The 16,493-nt window shown below is 65.0% G+C and carries 15 protein-coding genes; 7 read left to right on the top strand and 8 right to left on the bottom strand.

Annotated elements, in window-relative coordinates; genetic code table 11:
- Positions 1-3: 3 nt before the first annotated feature.
- From EB230_RS12475 to EB230_RS12485, 3 genes are read right to left on the bottom strand one after another with little or no spacing between them, the layout of a single operon-like run.
- On the bottom strand, positions 4-852 hold the full coding sequence (locus EB230_RS12475; RefSeq protein WP_172372511.1) for a carbohydrate ABC transporter permease: 849 nt from the start codon (positions 850-852) through the stop codon (positions 4-6).
- On the bottom strand, positions 849-1,784 hold the full coding sequence (locus EB230_RS12480) for a sugar ABC transporter permease (RefSeq protein WP_056578502.1): 936 nt from the start codon (positions 1,782-1,784) through the stop codon (positions 849-851). The genes EB230_RS12475 and EB230_RS12480 overlap by 4 nt, the downstream gene beginning before the upstream one ends.
- A 1-nt stretch (position 1,785) precedes the next feature.
- A complete protein-coding gene (locus EB230_RS12485; protein ID WP_172372514.1) occupies positions 1,786-3,036 on the bottom strand; it encodes an extracellular solute-binding protein in 1,251 nt (416 codons plus the stop codon).
- Between the two features lie 149 nt (positions 3,037-3,185).
- On the opposite strand from EB230_RS12485, the gene EB230_RS12490 reads away from it, so the two are divergent.
- The 3 genes from EB230_RS12490 (at position 3,186) to EB230_RS12500 (ending at position 6,489) form a co-directional block, all read left to right on the top strand.
- Entirely contained in the window at positions 3,186-4,109 is a 924-nt protein-coding gene (locus EB230_RS12490) for a BadF/BadG/BcrA/BcrD ATPase family protein (RefSeq protein ID WP_246738940.1), read from the top strand.
- A complete protein-coding gene (locus tag EB230_RS12495; RefSeq protein ID WP_172372515.1) occupies positions 4,110-5,132 on the top strand; it encodes an SIS domain-containing protein in 1,023 nt (340 codons plus the stop codon).
- Positions 5,133-5,262: 130 nt separating this feature from the next.
- A complete protein-coding gene (locus EB230_RS12500; RefSeq protein WP_172372516.1) occupies positions 5,263-6,489 on the top strand; it encodes an ROK family transcriptional regulator in 1,227 nt (408 codons plus the stop codon).
- Positions 6,490-6,605: 116 nt separating this feature from the next.
- On the opposite strand, the gene EB230_RS12505 is transcribed toward EB230_RS12500, so the two are convergent.
- The 3 genes from EB230_RS12505 to EB230_RS12515 all read right to left on the bottom strand — a co-directional run bounded on the left by EB230_RS12505 (position 6,606) and on the right by EB230_RS12515 (position 11,364).
- A complete protein-coding gene (locus EB230_RS12505; RefSeq protein WP_172372517.1) occupies positions 6,606-9,185 on the bottom strand; it encodes a polynucleotide kinase-phosphatase in 2,580 nt (859 codons plus the stop codon).
- Entirely contained in the window at positions 9,182-10,564 is a 1,383-nt protein-coding gene (locus EB230_RS12510) for a 3' terminal RNA ribose 2'-O-methyltransferase Hen1 (RefSeq protein WP_172372519.1), read from the bottom strand. Before EB230_RS12510 ends, EB230_RS12505 begins: the two co-directional genes overlap by 4 nt.
- A gap of 167 nt (positions 10,565-10,731) precedes the next feature.
- On the bottom strand, positions 10,732-11,364 hold the full coding sequence (locus tag EB230_RS12515) for an FMN-dependent NADH-azoreductase (protein ID WP_172372521.1): 633 nt from the start codon (positions 11,362-11,364) through the stop codon (positions 10,732-10,734).
- Between the two features lie 105 nt (positions 11,365-11,469).
- Between EB230_RS12515 and EB230_RS12520 the strand changes: the two genes are divergently transcribed.
- Entirely contained in the window at positions 11,470-12,429 is a 960-nt protein-coding gene (locus tag EB230_RS12520; RefSeq protein ID WP_172372523.1) for a LysR family transcriptional regulator, read from the top strand.
- On the opposite strand, the gene EB230_RS12525 is transcribed toward EB230_RS12520, so the two are convergent.
- Complete coding sequence (locus EB230_RS12525) at positions 12,362-12,988, bottom strand: TetR/AcrR family transcriptional regulator (RefSeq protein ID WP_172372525.1); 627 nt, start codon at positions 12,986-12,988, stop codon at positions 12,362-12,364. The two genes, EB230_RS12520 and EB230_RS12525, sit on opposite strands and share 68 nt — an antisense overlap.
- Positions 12,989-13,054: 66 nt before the next feature.
- Between EB230_RS12525 and EB230_RS12530 the strand changes: the two genes are divergently transcribed.
- Positions 13,055-13,480, top strand: coding sequence for a VOC family protein (locus EB230_RS12530; protein WP_056578474.1), 426 nt, complete (start codon positions 13,055-13,057; stop codon positions 13,478-13,480).
- A gap of 259 nt (positions 13,481-13,739) precedes the next feature.
- On the opposite strand, the gene EB230_RS12535 is transcribed toward EB230_RS12530, so the two are convergent.
- On the bottom strand, positions 13,740-14,690 hold the full coding sequence (locus EB230_RS12535; RefSeq protein WP_172372527.1) for a trypsin-like peptidase domain-containing protein: 951 nt from the start codon (positions 14,688-14,690) through the stop codon (positions 13,740-13,742).
- A 227-nt stretch (positions 14,691-14,917) separates the two neighbouring features.
- Between EB230_RS12535 and EB230_RS12540 the strand changes: the two genes are divergently transcribed.
- Both EB230_RS12540 and EB230_RS12545 read left to right on the top strand, forming a co-directional pair.
- Positions 14,918-15,790: a S1C family serine protease gene (locus tag EB230_RS12540; protein ID WP_172372529.1), complete on the top strand. Its 873-nt coding sequence runs from the start codon at positions 14,918-14,920 to the stop codon at positions 15,788-15,790.
- Positions 15,791-15,798: 8 nt separating this feature from the next.
- Positions 15,799-16,431 carry a helix-turn-helix transcriptional regulator gene (locus tag EB230_RS12545; RefSeq protein WP_056578465.1) on the top strand — a complete coding sequence of 211 codons (633 nt, stop codon included), beginning with the start codon at positions 15,799-15,801 and terminating at the stop codon, positions 16,429-16,431.
- Positions 16,432-16,493 lie beyond the last annotated feature (62 nt).

Consider the following 16,493-nt stretch of genomic DNA (forward strand, 5'->3'; position numbering starts at 1 on the left):
CGCCTATTTCACCGCGCCCTGGGTGATGCCGGAAATGAACTGCTTCGACAGCACGATATAGAGCAGTGTGATCGGCAGCGCCGCCAGTGTCAGCCCGGTGAACAGCACGCCCCAGTCGGTGGTGAACTCGCCGACGAAGACGGTGAGGCCCTGTGGTAGCGTCTTGAGATTGTCGGAGGTGATCAGCACCAGCGGGAAGAAGAAGTCGTTCCAGATCGGAACCGCGTTCTGGATCGCGACGATGACCAGTGCCGGGCGCGCCAGCGGCAGCATGATGGAGCGCATGATGCGGAATTCGCTGGCGCCGTCCATGCGAGCGGACTCCTCCAGCTCGCGCGGCAAGGTCCTGAGGAAGCCGGTCATGATGAACACCGCCGAGGGAATGCCCATGGCGACATAGACCAGCATCAGGCCGGCATAGCTGTCGACCAGGCCAAGCGAATCCAGCTGGATGAACAGTGGAATGATCGCCAGCTTCAGCGGCACGGTCATGCCGCTCAGGAAAAACATCAGCACCAGCGCGCTCAGCCGGAACTGGTAGCGGGCGATCGCGTAAGCCGCCATCGTGCTGAACAGAAGGATCAGCACCACCGCGGCCGCGGTGATGCCCACCGAATTGGCGAGGTAGCGCACGAAATTGGTTTCGCTCCACACACGTTCGGCATTGGCCAGCGAAAAATGCGCCGGCAGGGCGAAGGGGGAGCTGAAGATCTCGGCATTGGTCTTGAAGGACGACATCACCATGACGAACAGCGGATAGATCATGATGACGGCGTTGATCGCCAGCATCAGCTGGATGGCGCCGTTCTTCAACAGCTCGCCTGTTTCCCTGGTGCCGACCGCTGTGCTCACAGTTCGATCTCACGACGGCGCAGGTAGCGAAGCGCGATTGCGGTGACGCCGGCAACGATAATGAACATCATCACGGCCAGCGCGCTGCCCTGGCCGAAATCCTGGATGCCTGTCGTCGTCGAGCCGAAGGCGGTGCGGTAGAAATAGAGGCCGAGCACGTCCGTCGCGCCGCCGGGCGAACCGGTGAGGCCGGCCATGACATAGGGGATCTCGAACCAGTTGAAGCTGCCGATGAAGGTCAGGATGGTGACGATGGTGACGCTGGGCGCGATCAGCGGCCAGATGATGCGGGTCATCAGCACATAGTCGCCGGCGCCGTCGAGGCGGGCGGCCTCGATCACTTCCTTGCTGATGCGCTGCATGCCGGCGAGCAGCACCAGTGTCGGGAAGCCGAGCCAGTGCCAGATGTTGGCGAACAGGACGCTGCCCAGCGCCGTCGATTCATTGCCAAGCCAGGGGACGGCGCCGATGCCGACAAGCGCCAGCGTCTGGTTCACCAGGCCGAACAGCGGATGCAGGAACAGCTTCCACAGGAAGCCGACGATGACCGCCGAAAGCACGACCGGAAGAAAGACGATGACCTGGTGGATGCGGTGACCGGGCAGGGCTTTCAACAGCGAATAGGCGAGCAGGAAGGCGGTGCCGTTCTCGAACACCATCAGCGCCACGAAAGCGATGATGTTGTGCTTCAGCGCATTGTAGGTCCAGCCGCTATAAGGCTGTTCAAACAGCACCTTGCGGAAGTTTTCAAAGCCGATGAATCCGGTCGGTTGCAAGCCGTTGAACTCGTAGAAGGCAAGGCGGAAGGCCGAGAGCAGCGGCCACAGCACGAACAGCACCATGACCACCAGGGCCGGTGTCAGCAGGGACGCGATCCAGAGTGACCGGCGCCACGGAAAGGCTTTTGTGGTGTGGCGCCGGCCGATGTTCATGTCACTTGCCCTGGAAAGGCTTGTACCATTTGGCGAGGCCGTCGGTCAGGTCGGCGGCCAACTGGTCAGGGGTGATCGAACCCGACATCATCTTGGTGATGTCGCCCTGCAGCAGTTCCGATCCCGTCGGCTTCTCGAAACGGAAGTAGACGACATTGATATGCGGCATGGCGGTTTCGTTCAACTTGGCGACGTGGGCGAGCAGCTCGTCCTTGATGACGACGCCCTTGATGGGCGAGATGTTGCCGAGAAGGGCGGAGAACTTGTCGCCGAACTCCTTGGTGCCCATCCAGTTGACCAGCTTGAGCGCCGCCCCCTTGTTGGCTGACTTGCCGTTGACCGCATAGCCGCCGTCGAAGAACTTGGTCACCTGCGGTGTATCGCCGGCCTTGGCCATGGGCGGGGCGACGAAGTCCATGTTGATGGCCGGGTTCTGGCTCCTGTAGGTGGCGATGTCGAAGCTGCCGCCGGCCAGCATCGCCGCCTTGCCGCTGATGAACAGCTGGCCCGCGGTGTCGTAGTCGATGCCTTCGAAACCGGGAGGCATGTAGTCGCGCAGTTCGAGCAGCTTGCCGAGCGCCGCGACATAGCGCGGGTCCTTGAAGGTGGTCTTGCCCGACGTCAGGTCGCTGACGAAATCCTGGCCGAGGAACGGGTTGGTGAAGATGGCCACGAACATCTCGTTGAACCAGCTGGTGCCCATGCCGTTGGCGAGGGGATAAATACCCTTGTCCTTCAGCGCCTTGCTGACGGTGATGAACTCGTCCCATGTGGTCGGCGGCGTCAACCCGGCCTTGGCAAAGACGTCCTTGTTGATGAACAGGCCGAGCGTCTGCGAAGCGAAGGGCAGGGAATAGACCTTCTTGTCGGCGCGGTAGGTGCCGGCCACCAGCGCATCGGCGGGCTGGTTGGCGAGCGAGGGGACGGTGGTGAGATCCTGCGGCTCGAAATAGCCTGATTTAACGAACTGCTCCAGCCAGCCGTAAGCATGGGTGTGGATGACGTCGCCGCCCTTGCCGGCGGCCAGCGCCGTCGAGACGATGGTCGGGTAGTTCTCATCCGGGAACGACTCGAACTTCACATGGATGTCCGGGTTCTCCTTGGTGAAATCGGCGAAAAGTTCGTTGTAGGCGGCCTTGTCTTCCTGGCGCCAGGTCCAGAACGAGATGTCGGTTGCATGCGCCACGCCGGCTGCCAATCCCCATGCGAAAGACGCGGCCGCGAGGGCCAGACCCATCCTTCTCCTGCTCATGTTGCAATCTCCCAATGCGCTTGATGCGCTTTTTACGACGATTATCAAATCATAGTTCTTGCCGTCTGGAAAGATAGTTTGTAAAGTTTCCTAACTAATGTGAATTGGACGCGGCAACCCGCTCCGTCCGGCATGCGCGGTGGATATCGGTGACCCAGAAAATCATTGCAGGCGTGGATATCGGCGGCACCAAGACGCGCATCATGGCGTATCTGGGCGAGCGCATGATCGCCGACGAGGTGCTGGTGACGGAGAGCTGGCGCATTCGCCAGATGGAGACCGATGCGACGACATTGGCCGGCATCGTCACCAATCTGTGCGGCGGCGTCGCGCCCGCCGCGTTGGCGGTCGGCGCCCATGGCTGCGACACGGGTGAACAATGCCTGCACTTCCAGGCGCTGCTGGCAGCCAGGACCGGCGGCGCGGTGCAGGTGGTCAACGACGCCGAGCTCATGGTGCCGGCCGCCGGCCATGTCGATGGCATCGGTGTCGTCTCCGGCACCGGCTCCATCGCGGTGGCGCGCGCGGCTGACGGCAAGATGCTGGCGGCCGGCGGCTGGGGCTGGATCCTCGGCGACGAGGGCAGCGCGCCGGCCCTGGTGCGCGAGGCCGCGAAGGCAATCCGCCACAGCCTCGATCGGGGTCAGCAGGGCGATCCGCTGATTGCCGCGCTGATGCGCGAACTCAACACCGACGACCAGACCAAGCTCGGCATCCTGCTCAACGAAACGCGCGGTGCCGCGGTCTGGGGCCGATATGCCAACGCCGTGTTCGATGCGGCGATCGCCGGCTCGGTGCTGGCAAACCGCGTCATTCGGGAAGGCGGGGCTGGGCTTGCCGCGCTGGTCGAACTGTTGATCGAACGCGGCGCCAATCCCGCCCTTGTGGTGGCCGGTGGCGGTGTCATTTCGGAGCAGCCGATGCTGATGACGGCATTCGTCGAGGCCATGGCAAAAGTGTCGCCGTCGAGCCAGGTGCTGCTGCTGCGCGAGCCACCGGTGCTTGGCGCGGTCGCCTTGGCCAGGCGACTGCTCGTCGGCCAAGGGTTGTCCTCACAAATTGGAGCCGTTTGAATGCAGCAGCGTATCGGTTATCGCCAGGCGGTGGCGCGCCAGACGGAAAGTCTCGAGATCGGCCGGGCGTCGGTGGCCGCGGCGCTCGAGGGTCTCGATCTCAGCGCTTTTGCCGGCAAGACGATCGGGCTTGCAGGCATCGGCGCCAGCTATCAGGCGGCGCTGGCCGGCGCGCTGTACCTGCGCGCTTCCGGCATCAGGGCTTTCGCCTACACGCCGACCGATCTCTATGGCCGCACGGATGAAGCCGCCGATGCCTTCATCGCGCTCTCTGCCTCGGGGCAGAGCCGCGAAATCTGCGATGTCATGCGCGAGGCATCAGCGTCGCCACGCCTGGCGGTTTGCCGGGGCAGCGACAATCCGCTGGCTGATCTGACCGGCGCGGTGCTGGCCACGGATTCGGGCGCCGACAATGGTGCGAGTTCGACGGGCTACACAGGGACCTTGCTGGCGCTCGGCATGCTGATCGACAGGTTTGCCGGCAACGGTTTCGACTGGACGCGTTTGCCCGGTGCTGTCGCCAACGTCCTGTCCGGCGCACAACAGGCGGCCGGGCAGGCGGCGCGGCTGCTGCAGGGCAGGACGTCAATCGACATTGTCGGCGCCGGTGTCGGCTTCGCCAATGCCGGCGAGGCCGCGATGCTGATCCGCGAAGCCGTTCGGGTGCCGGCCTCGGGATGGGATACGCTGAACTATCTGCATGGGCCGATGGAATCGCAGGATGCGGCCACCGGCGTGATCGCCATCGGCGACGGCCGCGAGGTCAAGATCGCGCAGGACATGGCCGGCTTCGGCTGTCCTTGCGCGCTGGTGACGAGGCGCACGGATGTCGCCGATGCCGAAAGCCTGGTGGTGATCTCCATTCCAACCCTCGGCAACGCCATGGCGGACGCCATATTGGAAATCATCGCCATCCAGCTTGTCGTCGGCGACATGCAGGACGCGGCCGGGCTCACGGACATCACCTTCCGCTATCGCCAGACCGACACCAAGCTTAAGCCGTGGTCGCCGACGGAAGTCTGACGTCAGCGTGGAAATTGCCAAACAGGCTGGCAATGGGGCATTGAGAGAGGGATGCGGCTTTCGAGTCGGGGCGGCGATCTCGCTTTCACCGACTGGAGGCAGGATTTCGGGCAAAGGTCGAACGGCTGAGATGGCGGCTGCGGAAATCCCCAATCTGACCGACAGCGCCCGCGCCGTGCTGCGCCTGCTCGCTTCGCATGGGCCGGTGACACGGCCGAAGCTTGGCGCCATGCTCGACCTGTCGAAGCCGACCATGTCGGCGGCGGTTTCGGAACTGAGCGCGCTCGGCCTCGTCGCCTCGCGTGGGATTGAGCGCGGCGCCATCGGCCGCACGGCGACGATCTACGGCATCGGCCCGGGTGCGGGTTATGCTGTTGGTATCGATGTCGGCGCCGCCCAAGTGCGCGCTGTGGCCTATTCGATGGACGCGCAGAAGCTGGCGTCGGCGGAAGAGCCCATCCCGGAAACGATAGCCGGCGATGCCGACGAGATCGGCGCCGTCGTGCTGTCGGTGGCGCGTGCCACCATGGCTGGGGTGGCCAGGAGTTTTCGCGCGCTGCGCGCCATCGCGGTGGCGGTGCCGCGCATCGTGTCCAACGATCGTTTTGACCGCCCTGGTGGGCCGTCCGCCGTGCTTGGCCTGCTGCGCCGCGGCATCGAGGTGCCGATCATCCTGGAAAACAACGTCAACTGCGCGGCCATCGGCGAAATGCATTTTGGCGCCGCGCAAGGCCACCAGACCTTCGCTTTCCTGCAGGTCGGCGTGCGGGTCGGCCTCGGCTTCATCACCGAGGGGCGCCTGTTTCGCGGCGCCGGCGGTGCCGCCGGCGAAATCGGCCGCATGCCGTTTCCGTGGTCGACCAGCGAGACGCCCTATCGTGAGGGGTTGGAACACTATCTCGGCTCACGGGCGCTGATCGAGCGCTGCCGTGTCGACTGGCCGGCGGGGGAGGGTGCGCCGCCCGATTCGGCCAAGGATCTGTTCGCACGCGCGCTGGAGGGCTCGGCCCCCGCGGTGGCGGCCGTCGCGCGCCATGCCGCCGATATCGGCAGGCTGGCGGCCGGCTGCATCGGCATGCTCGATCCCGGCCTCATCGTGCTTGGCGGTGGCGTCGGCAGAAACCCGCTGATGACGGAAAAGGTCGCGGATGTCGCGGCGGAGCTTGCCTGGCCGACAAGGATCGCCGTCAGTTCGCTGGAAGACGGCGGCACGGCGCTTGGTGCGATGAAGCTCGCCGTCGACTACAGTCTTGGCCTGATGCTGCGCGAAGGCCGCCATCCAGCTGTCGTGCTGCCGCCGCTGTCGGAAATGACGCAAGATGCGACGGACACGACCGGCCAGGCAAAGGACGTCTGATAACAGAGAAGGGTAGGCGTGCGCGCCGACCGTTTCGCCGGGCTCGACGATGCCGTTGACATCTCAATCAAGGCGGCATTCAGGCGACGAGCAGGGTGACAAAATCTTCGGATAGATTACAGCCTGGGATCGATTGGCTCGCTCTCCAGCGCCAGGACACCGAAAACACACTCGTGGACACGTCTTAGCGGCTGCCTGGCGACAAACCGCTTCAGCGCCTCGTGACCGAGCGCGAACTCCCTGAGTGCCAGATTGCGCTTGCCGCTCAAGCCTCGTTCCCGCAGGCGCACCAGATTGTCGGGTGCATCATATTCCGGACCATAGATGATGCGCAGGTACTCGTGGCCGCGCACCTTCAGCGCCGGCTGGATGATCCCCTTCTTGTTCCGGCTGACGAAGTCGCGCGGCTTCACCACCATGCCTTCGCCGCCCGAGCCGGTCAGCGTGTCCCACCAGGCGACAGCCTCCGCACAAGCACTGGCGTCGGCCAGATCGACCACCCGCCATTGTGTTCGCGTTACCACGCCATCGCCGGCAGCCAGACGGTCTGCAAGCGTCATGTGCCAGACGTGGTCCTGGTCGAACCAGACACGCCCTTCACTGGCGAGCAGGTGAAACGGCGCTACCTTCAGGTCCTCGATGCCCGAGACCGGCCACATGTAAGGCGCCCAGGCGGTGGCGTATCTGGCCGCGCGCGCAGCCCTGTCCTCAAGGCGCGCGTCGAGCGCGGCCGCATCGACGCCACGCGCCATCGCACGGGCCAGCGCTTCACGACTGGCTTGGAGGCCTGCGGCCGCAGACGTCGCCACCGGGGCATACTGGCTTTCAATCAGGCTGCCGGCCTTGGCCGACCAGGGCATGATCTCAGCATCCAGCAGCAGCCAATCGCTGTCCAATTCCCTCCATATATCCTCAGCCTCGACCCTGGCGCGGAGGCGGGCGAGCAGGCCCTCCGTCATGCCGGGATCGTTGAAAAAAGAGCGTCCGGTCCGGGTCCAGATCGCGCCGGTCTCGTCGCCCGGGACTCCGAACCGGTCGCGCGCCGTCTGAGCGTTTCGGCACAGCGCGATGACTGCCCGCGAACCCATGTGCTTCTCCTCGCATACGATTTGGGTGACGCCACGCTCTCGGAAATGGGCGAAGGCTTCCTCGGGGCGCTCCAGCCAGCCGCTTTGGCTGCTGGTCTCGGATGGCGACATCGTCGGCGGCAGATACATCAGCCACTGTGGCGACAGCGCGAAGCGGCTCATCACCTCAAGTGCCGCCGACGCGTTCTCCTCGGCCACAACGACCCGGCCCCTCAGTTCGGTCTCGATCCAGCGGCGCCCCGAGACATCCTGATAGTCGAGCACCCCGTCGGCATCGGCCTGTGCCGATTTGCCCAGACCGGAGGACCCACCGAGCGGGCGCACCGGTTCGGACCAGGTCTGGATTGCCGGCACCTCGACCAGTTCGCGTTCCGGCCAGCGAAAGGCCGTCAGCTTGCCGCCGAATACGCAGCCGGTGTCGATGCAAAGGGTGTTGTTGACCCACTCGGCCGACAGAACCGGCGTGTGCCCATAGACCACGGCGGTCTTGCCGCGATAGGCGGCGGCCCAGTCGGCGCGGACGGGCAGGCCGAATTCGTCGATTTCGCCCGTGGTTTCGCCATAGAGGGCGAACTCGCGCACGGCGCCGGAGCCGCGTCCGATCATCTCTTCCTTGAGGCCGGCATGGGCGACGGCGAGGCTGCCGCCGTCCAGCCAGACATGGCTGCGCAGGCTGTCGAGGAAGGCCGGCAACGCCTCTCGCAGGCCGCGATCCTGAACGCCAAGCTGGTCGATGGTTTGCTGCAGGCCGTGGGCGATCGTCACCTTGCGGCCTTCCAGCCAGCGGCCGAGTTTGCGTTCGTGATTGCCCTGGACACAGTAGGCTGTGCCGGCCGCGACCATGCTCATGGCGATGCGCAAGGCGTCGGGCACGTTGGGACCGCGATCGACGAGGTCGCCGACAAAGACGATCTTGCGGCCTTCCGGCGGCGTCACGGTGACGGCTCGTTCGCCCTGATCCTCGGACCAGGCGACGCTGTAACCGAGTTGAGTGAGCAAGGCCTGAAGTTCATCGGCGCAGCCGTGGATGTCGCCTATGATGTCGAACGGACCATGGTCGTCGCGCTTGTCGGTCCACAAGGGCTGGCGCGAGACCTTGGCCGCGTCGATACTGGCCTCGCTGGCAAGCTTCCAGACTTGGCGGAAACCTTCGCGTTGCAGGCCGCCGAGGCCCTTGCGAATTTCGGTGGTCATGCGCTGGACCACGCCGGCGCCGAATGGCCGGTCGGGTCGCAACGCGTTGCGAGCGACGCAGACATCGACGCCTGGATCGATGACTACGGCGACCGGCAAGGCGTGCCACTTGCGCGCCAGTTCGATCCAGGCCTTGCGGTCCGCTGCTCGCACATTGGTGGCGTCGATGACCGCTAGCTTGCGGTGCTTGAGCCGCTTGCCGGCGATCTCGCGCACGAGCTCGAAGGCGTCGGCGGAGACATCCTGATCAGTCTCATTGTCGCAGACGAGTGCGCGGCATTGATCCGACGAGATGATTTCGGTCGGCAGAAAATGCCTGCCGGCGAAGGTCGACTTGCCCGATCCGGTCGAGCCGATCAGCACGACGAGGGCGAAGTCAGGGATGGCGAGGTCGGTCTTGTCGGGCTCTCTCATCGGGTGAAAACCGCCATTTGCGTGGGCGCGCCCAGCGCGGAGTCCTCGGCTCCGATGCCACTGAAGACCGCGCCATAGCCATAGGCCTCGCCAATCCTGGCCGCCCAGGCTTCAAAGCGATCCCGGCTCCATTCAAAACGGTGATCGGGATGGCGAAAAGCGCCGGGGGCCAGATTGGGGAACAAGGCGTTATAGTCAGCGTTCGGAGTGGTCACGATGACGAATTTGGGCGCCGTCTCGCCGAACACAACACGTTCGATCAAGGGCAGCCTGTCCTCGTCGAGATGTTCGATGACCTCGACCAACACGGCAACGTCGGCTTCCGCCCAGCGGCTGTCGCGATATGTCAGCGATCCATGCAGCAGCGTGACCCGGCCCTCGGGCGGTCCGCCGAACTCGTTCAGCTTGAGACGCTTGGCAGCCCATTCCAGTTCACGAACTGCGGGGTCGAGCCCGAACAGCTTGTGAACCCATCGCTCGCGCACGAGCCGATAGAGCAGCTTGCCTTCGCCGCATCCCAGATCTGCAACACTGGTCCCGCCGGTCGTACGGATGGCCTTCACAACAGCGTCCATGCGCAGGTCATTCAGCCGGATGGGCGCCTCAAGCGCTTCCTCGGGCGCAACCCGGGCTTCGGCAGGCAGGGCCTCGCCGGCCGTCTCGGGGGCCAGTCGCTCCAGGGCGGTGCGGGCTAACGCACCCCGGTTGCGCAGATAACGGCGCACGATCAGGTCTTTGACCGGATGGTTTTCCAGCCAGCCCTCGCCTTTGGACAGCAGCTTGTCGATCTCGGCCTCGCCAACCCAGTAGTGCTTGGCGTCGTCCATCACCGGGATCAGGACATAGAGGTGGTTGAGCAGGCTGCTCAGCCGGCCGGTGCCAGTCAGCCTCAGACGACCGTATCGGGGGCCGCCTGCTCCAGATCCAATAGTCTCGATCGGCGTCAGGTCGACGGTCCATCCCAGAGGTTCGAACAGACCTCGCACGAGAGCCTCGCCGCCGCGCATCGGCAGCGGGGTTACCACGGCTTCGAGCGGCAGGTCGCTGTCGGCCAATTGCTGGCGCTCCTTTGATATGCCGGTCATCGCGGTCCGCAGTGCTTTGTTCAATGCCACTGACAGGAAGGACGATGCCGCATACGGGCGGTCGTTTACATACTGGTCCAGCAAACCTTCTGCCAGACCCTTCCCCCGCACGAGGCCTATCGGGTCGACGTCTAGCAGAAGCACAGCCTCGCAACGCTCGTCGGTCGCTTCCGGATAGAACAGCCAAGCCTTGCCGAAGGATAGCTCAGTCTCGTGCAGACGATCGGGGTGCTTGCGCAGCAAAAAGCCGAGATCTGTGGCCGGACGATGTGTTGTGGCGACGGAAAGGAACATCTGAGACCGATAACGCAGTCAAGCAGAATAACCAATGGCGTTGCGCGGCAATCCAACCAACGCAATACATCCATTTTCCATGCGCAACTTGTCGCGCCGCTTGCCACGAAAACGGCAGGCGCTGACGCGCCTGCCGTTTTCAATTCAGGTGGGGTGAGCGCGCATGTTTACGCGGCGACGGCGACCTGCTGGCTGGCCACCACGGCGTCGACCTTGGCGGTCGCCTTGGCGAGCGCTGATGTCACCGCGTCAGGGCCCATGCCGACGCCTTCGATGCGGATGACGTCGACATCGGTCATGCCGAGGAAGCCGAGCACGCCGCGCAGATAGGGAACCGCGTGATCGAACTGCACGGCAGCACCTTCCGAATAGATGCCGCCCGAAGCCAGCACGATATAGACCTTCTTGCCGGTGACGAGGCCCTTGGGGCCGTTCTCGCCATAGGCAAAGCTCCTGCCGGAACGGGCGATGTGATCGACCCAGGACTTGAGCGTCGAGGAGATGTTGAAGTTGATGAAGCCGGTGGCCAGGATCACGGTGTCGGCGGCGAACAGCTCGTCGAGCACGACGTCTGAGACGCCGACGACTTCAGCCTGGCGCGGTGTGCGCGCTTCGGCAGGCGTGTAGATGCCGGTTGAATAGTCGGCATCGATATGCGGCAGGGGGTTGGCGACGAGGTCGCGCACGACAAGCGTGTTCGACGGGTCGGCGGCGAGGAGTTTCTCGGCGAATTCAGTGGCGATGCGCGTTGAGTGCGAGGCAGCGCCGCGCGGGCTCGAGGTTACAAGAAGAATGGACATAGCGGGTTTCTCCATTGGAATGAATTGTCCCGCTGCATATGGGGCTATCAACCCATCAGATAAACTGGTATATTTTCTATACAATCCATCCACAAAGTAGGTACAATGGCGCAACCCAACCCGACCCTCGATCAGCTTCAGATCCTTGTCGCCGTTGCCGATACCGGGAGCTTCTCGGCCGCCGGCCGCAAGCTCAACCGCGCCCAATCGGTCATCAGCTACGGCATCGCCAATCTCGAGGCGCAGCTTGGGCTGAAGCTTTTCGAACGCGAGGGCACCCGCGAGCCGCAGCTGACCGAGATCGGCCGGGCAATGCTGGAGGATGCAAGGCGCATGATCGGCGTGCTGCAGCGCATGCGTTCTCGGGTCGACGGCCACCATCATGGGCTGGAGGCGGAAGTCGCGCTGTCGGTCGATGTCTCGTTGCCCGCACCGGTGCTGGTGCGGGTGCTGAAGGCATTCGAGGCGCAGTTTCCTACCGTGATGCTGCGCCTGCATATAGGCACGCTCGGCGTGATTCCAGATCATGTCGTCAGCGGACAGGCCGATCTTGGCATTGGCGGCCTTCTCGGCGAGGTCGACGTGCATCTCATTCGCATTGGCTTCATGACACTGGTTCCGGCCGCCGCACCCAGCCACCCGCTGGCACAGTTGCCGAAGCCCGTGGCGATCGAGGATGTGCGCGAGCATATCCAGCTTGTCGTCACTGACCAGTCCGAGCGCACCAAGGGGCGCGACTATGGCGTCTTTGCCTACCGGACATGGCGGCTGACGGACGTGCGCACCAAACATATGCTGATGCGCGAGGGGCTCGGCTGGGGCGGGCTGCCGCGTTGGCTGATCGCCGACGACCTGGCCGCCGGTCGCCTCGTTGAACTCGATCTGGAACCCTACAAGGAAGTGAATTCGTCGCTGTTTGCCATGCACCGCGCCGATCGCAGCCCGAAGCCGGCCGCCGCCTGGCTGATCGAGGAGTTCAAGCGGGAGCTCGGCTGCTTCAACGAGTTCGAGCCGGGCGGAGTGCCTGGCGAGGAGATGGAGACAATCCGTCAATCAGCGCCATGAGCACGGCGCGATAATCCTCGACTGACCCGCCGGCCTCGATGGCGAGTGCGGCGCGGTCGAAGGCGGAGGCAAGCAGCGCGGTCAGTGCATCCACCGGCAATCTCGTCATCATGTTGGCCCGCATCGCCGCGACCAGGCCTTCGCGCAGCGAGCGGTTGCCGTGGCGGTTGTCGACCGCATCCATGGCGGCGCGGCCGAGCACGGCCGGGCCGTCGAGCAGCAACAGCCGCGTGCGGCCGGGCACGCGCATGGCGGCGAGATAGGCGTCGGATCCGGCGATCAGCGCATCGCGGGCTTCGAGCGAGGGTGGCGAAGCGCGGTCGATCTCCTGCGCCACCGCCTGCGCCTCCTGCTCGACCACGGCGGCAAACAGCGCCTGCTTGTCGGCGAAGTGGTGGTAGAGCGCGCCGCGCGTCACGCCGGCCGCGACGACGATCTCCGGCGTGCCGGTCTCGGCATAGGATTTCTCGGTGAACAGCTTTCGCGCCGCCGCGATCAAATCGGCGCGCGTTGCCTCGGTGCGGTCGCGGTTGGAACGGCGTCCGTGGTCCTGTTGCATACATGCAGCCTGTATGTTAATTCAATTTACATACAGACTGTATGTTATGTCCAGGGAGAAGGAAAGATGAAGACCACCAGCTATTACCCGGTGCTGATGACCGGCGACGTCGCCGGCACGGCGGCCTTCTACGTCAAGCATTTCGGCTTCCAGCCGCTGTTTGAAAGCGACTGGTACGTGCATCTGCAATCCATCGAGAACAAGCGCGTCAATCTGGGCATTGTCCAGGGCGACCACGAAACCATCCCGGAAGAGGGGCGGGGGCGCACCTCGGGCCTGCTGATCAACTTCGAGGTCCGCGATCCCGATGCGGTCTACGAGCAGGTCCTGGCCGCCGGCCTGCCGGTTCTTCGAACACTGCGCGACGAACCCTTCGGCCAGCGCCATTTCATCACCAGGGATCCCAATGGCGTTCTGATCGATGTCATCAAACCGATCCCGCCCAGCGAGGAATTTCTGGCGCAGTACGCCGAGGGCGCCGCGGGGATGTGAGCGACTGTTCCGGGAGGGCTGTGGCCAGATTTATTTATCGCTGAAGTCCGCGCCGCCCCTCATTGCCCTGCCGGGCATTTCTCCCCGTATAGTGACGGGGAGAAAGACGCCCTCATCGGTGATTTCGCCAGCCATCAACCTTGCAAGAAAAGCGCCGAGGTTGCGTCCAGCCACCTTATCCCGTCACTATACGGGGAGAAGGTGCCGGCAGGCGGATGAGGGGCGGCGCTGACGCGCGTTTTCCAGCAGCGATAGGCGATCACCCAGCCCGTGCCACCGGCGTCACCGCCACCTGGCTGACGCCGGTGCGACGCACCACCGTGCACAGCGTCTCGCGGCCGATGCGCTCGGCGTCGAGCATGCGCACGAGGTCGTCGACGCCTGTGACCGGGCGCCCATCTATTGCCGCGATGATGTCGCCCTCCTTGAGGCCGGCACTGTCCGCCGGGCCATTCTTCTCGACGCTGCGCAGCCGCACTGCCGTGCTGGTCGACACCTGCGACAGAAGGGCGGCGCGGCGCGGCAGATTGGTGGTGTCGGCCGAGATGCCGATGAAGGCGCGGCGCACGCGGCCGAAGCGGATGATCTCCGAGATGACGAAATTGGCCGTGTTGGAGGCGACCGCGAAGGCGATGCCTTGCGCGCCGTGGATCATGGCGGTGTTGACTCCGATGACTTCGCCCGCCGACGACACGAGCGGCCCGCCGGAATTGCCAGGATTGAGTGCCGCATCGGTCTGGATGACGTCGTCGATCAGCCGGCCGGTCGAGGCGCGCATCGAGCGGCCAAGTGCGGAGACCACGCCCGAGGTGACCGTCCATTCGAAGCCGAGCGGATTGCCGATGGCAATGGCTATCTGGCCGCGCCTGAGCCGCTTGGAATCGCCCAGCGGCGCGACATCGGCAAAGCTGCCGTCGGCGCGCACCAGGGCGATATCGGTGTCGGGATCGCGGCCGAGCACGCGGCCCTGGCTGGACGCGCCGTCCGGCATCGACACGCGCACTGTTTTCGCGTCACCCACGACGTGGAAGTTGGTGACGACCAGCCCATCCGGCGCGATCACGAAGCCGGACCCATGACCGCCCTGGCCACCAATGCGTTCGATGCGGCAGACGGCTGGGCCGATGCGGTCGACAGCATCGGCGACCGTCATGGAATAGGCGTCGAGCAGCGTGTCGTCGGATTGGAGTTTGGCGGCGGCGAGGGCCATGGGCGGGCTCCGTGTTTTCAGGCATGACGATGCCTTTTCTCTTGTGCGTACGGTGGTTCCCAAAACGGCTGAGCACTTTTGGGCAACACGCACTATATGTGCGGAGCGGCTGGAACCGCCGCGACCTGACCAGATGGCCAGTCAAACCGCCAACTAGCCGTCAGGCGAGTACCTCCAGGGGCGCCGTCGGGCGATATCTGGGACATGACGAACCCCAGGAGACCATCATGAGTGACTTCAATCTGAATGCGTTTTCGCAAGCCGTTGCCGACCTTGCGGCACAAGCGGCGCCGGCGACCGCGAGCTTCACTACCCATCATCACCGCACGGCAAGCGCCTTCCACTGGAGCGACGGCTATTTCGTCACCGCCGAGGAGGCGGTCGAGGCCGGCGAGGAGATCGAGCTGACGCTGGCTTCGGGCGAGACGGTGAAGGCCGAGCTCACCGGGCGCGATCCTTCGACGGGCGTTGCCCTGCTGAAGCCGGCAACTGCCGTGAATGCCGCGCCGCTGGCCAAGGCCGGCGCTGTACGGCCCGGCAATGTCGCCATTGCCATCGGCAACAGCCAGGGCTCGGCGCTTGCGGTGTCGGGCTCGGTCGGCGAAGTCGGCCCGGCCTGGCGTTCGATGCGCGGCGGCACGATCGACCGGCGCATCAATCTGGCCGTCGGCGCCGGCGGCCGTTTCGAGGGCGGTCCGGTCCTCGACGCCAAGGGCGGGCTGATCGGCATGCTGTTGTTCGGGCCGCGCGGCCGGGCGTTGGTCATGCCCTATGAGACGATCGAGCGAGCGGTCGCGACGCTGCGCGAGAAGGGGCATGTCGCCCGTGGCTATCTCGGCGCGGGCCTGCATCCGGTGCGCGACCGTGACGCGAAGGGCGCGATGGTGATGAGCCTCGACCACAATGGCCCGGCCAAGGCCGCTGGCCTGTCGCTGGGCGATATCATCGTGGCCTGGAACGGCGAGGCCGTGCACGGCCCGCGCGACCTGATCCGCAGGCTCGGCCCTGACAGCGCCGGCGCTTCCGTGACGCTTGGCGTGGTCCGTGGCGGCGAACAGCGCGATGTGACATTGACCATCGGCGAAAAGCCGCTGAGCTGAGAGGATTGATGGAAGCGCTCTCGAGCGACCGGATCATGAGTGACGGTGCCGCTTCGCGGCGGCTTGTGGTGCTGGTTGCGCTTGCCGATGCCGCGCGCGCCGAGCGCCTGGCTGCGACGCTTGCCGCCAGCGACGACCTGCTGCCGGTGGCGGCAGGCGGCGGCAGGGCCGACGTCGCCATCATCGACGACAGGAGCGGAGATGCCGTGCCGGCCTCGGTTCCACGGGTGCTGCTGGGGCGTGCGGGCGGCGAGCGCCCCGGCGGCGACGTGTTCGCCGTCATGCCCTCGGGCGCCGACGATCTGCTGATCGCCGCGGCGGCGCGGCTGGCGGCGGCCGGCTATCGCGTCACCAGCGATGGCGGCCACGGACGCGATGAGGATTTCAATACGGGCGAGGGTGCGCCATTCGAGGATGAACCGGCCGATGACCATGCCGTTCGCCCGGCGCTGTCGCCGCGCGAGGCGGAAGTGCTGGCGCTGCTCGCCGAAGGCGCGCCCAACAAGGTGATCGCGCGGCGGCTCAACATTTCGGTGCACACGGCGAAGTTCCACGTCGCCGCGATCCTGATCAAGCTGGGGGCCGCCAACCGCACCGATGCCATCGCGATCGCGATGCGGCAGGGGCTGGTGCTGGTCTAGCCTCCGCTGCGTAACCCACATGCAGGCATCTCGGGTCTTGCGCCGTGGTCGCCCGCCGCGCA

Origin of the sequence: Mesorhizobium sp. NZP2234 (assembly GCF_013170765.1) — a bacterium.
Classification (GTDB): domain Bacteria; phylum Pseudomonadota; class Alphaproteobacteria; order Rhizobiales; family Rhizobiaceae; genus Mesorhizobium; species Mesorhizobium loti_D.

What these genes read in the sequence shown, in the direction of transcription:
- EB230_RS12480 (WP_056578502.1), bottom strand. Translation starts at nt 1,784, where the DNA reads ATGAACATCGGCCGGCGCCACACCACAAAAGCCTTTCCGTGGCGCCGG.
- EB230_RS12485 (WP_172372514.1), bottom strand. Translation starts at nt 3,036, where the DNA reads ATGAGCAGGAGAAGGATGGGTCTGGCCCTCGCGGCCGCGTCTTTCGCA.
- EB230_RS12495 (WP_172372515.1), top strand. Translation starts at nt 4,110, where the DNA reads ATGCAGCAGCGTATCGGTTATCGCCAGGCGGTGGCGCGCCAGACGGAA.
- EB230_RS12500 (WP_172372516.1), top strand. Translation starts at nt 5,263, where the DNA reads ATGGCGGCTGCGGAAATCCCCAATCTGACCGACAGCGCCCGCGCCGTG.
- EB230_RS12505 (WP_172372517.1), bottom strand. Translation starts at nt 9,185, where the DNA reads ATGAGAGAGCCCGACAAGACCGACCTCGCCATCCCTGACTTCGCCCTC.
- EB230_RS12510 (WP_172372519.1), bottom strand. Translation starts at nt 10,564, where the DNA reads ATGTTCCTTTCCGTCGCCACAACACATCGTCCGGCCACAGATCTCGGC.
- EB230_RS12515 (WP_172372521.1), bottom strand. Translation starts at nt 11,364, where the DNA reads ATGTCCATTCTTCTTGTAACCTCGAGCCCGCGCGGCGCTGCCTCGCAC.
- EB230_RS12520 (WP_172372523.1), top strand. Translation starts at nt 11,470, where the DNA reads ATGGCGCAACCCAACCCGACCCTCGATCAGCTTCAGATCCTTGTCGCC.
- EB230_RS12525 (WP_172372525.1), bottom strand. Translation starts at nt 12,988, where the DNA reads ATGCAACAGGACCACGGACGCCGTTCCAACCGCGACCGCACCGAGGCA.
- EB230_RS12530 (WP_056578474.1), top strand. Translation starts at nt 13,055, where the DNA reads ATGAAGACCACCAGCTATTACCCGGTGCTGATGACCGGCGACGTCGCC.
- EB230_RS12535 (WP_172372527.1), bottom strand. Translation starts at nt 14,690, where the DNA reads ATGGCCCTCGCCGCCGCCAAACTCCAATCCGACGACACGCTGCTCGAC.
- EB230_RS12540 (WP_172372529.1), top strand. Translation starts at nt 14,918, where the DNA reads ATGAGTGACTTCAATCTGAATGCGTTTTCGCAAGCCGTTGCCGACCTT.
- EB230_RS12545 (WP_056578465.1), top strand. Translation starts at nt 15,799, where the DNA reads ATGGAAGCGCTCTCGAGCGACCGGATCATGAGTGACGGTGCCGCTTCG.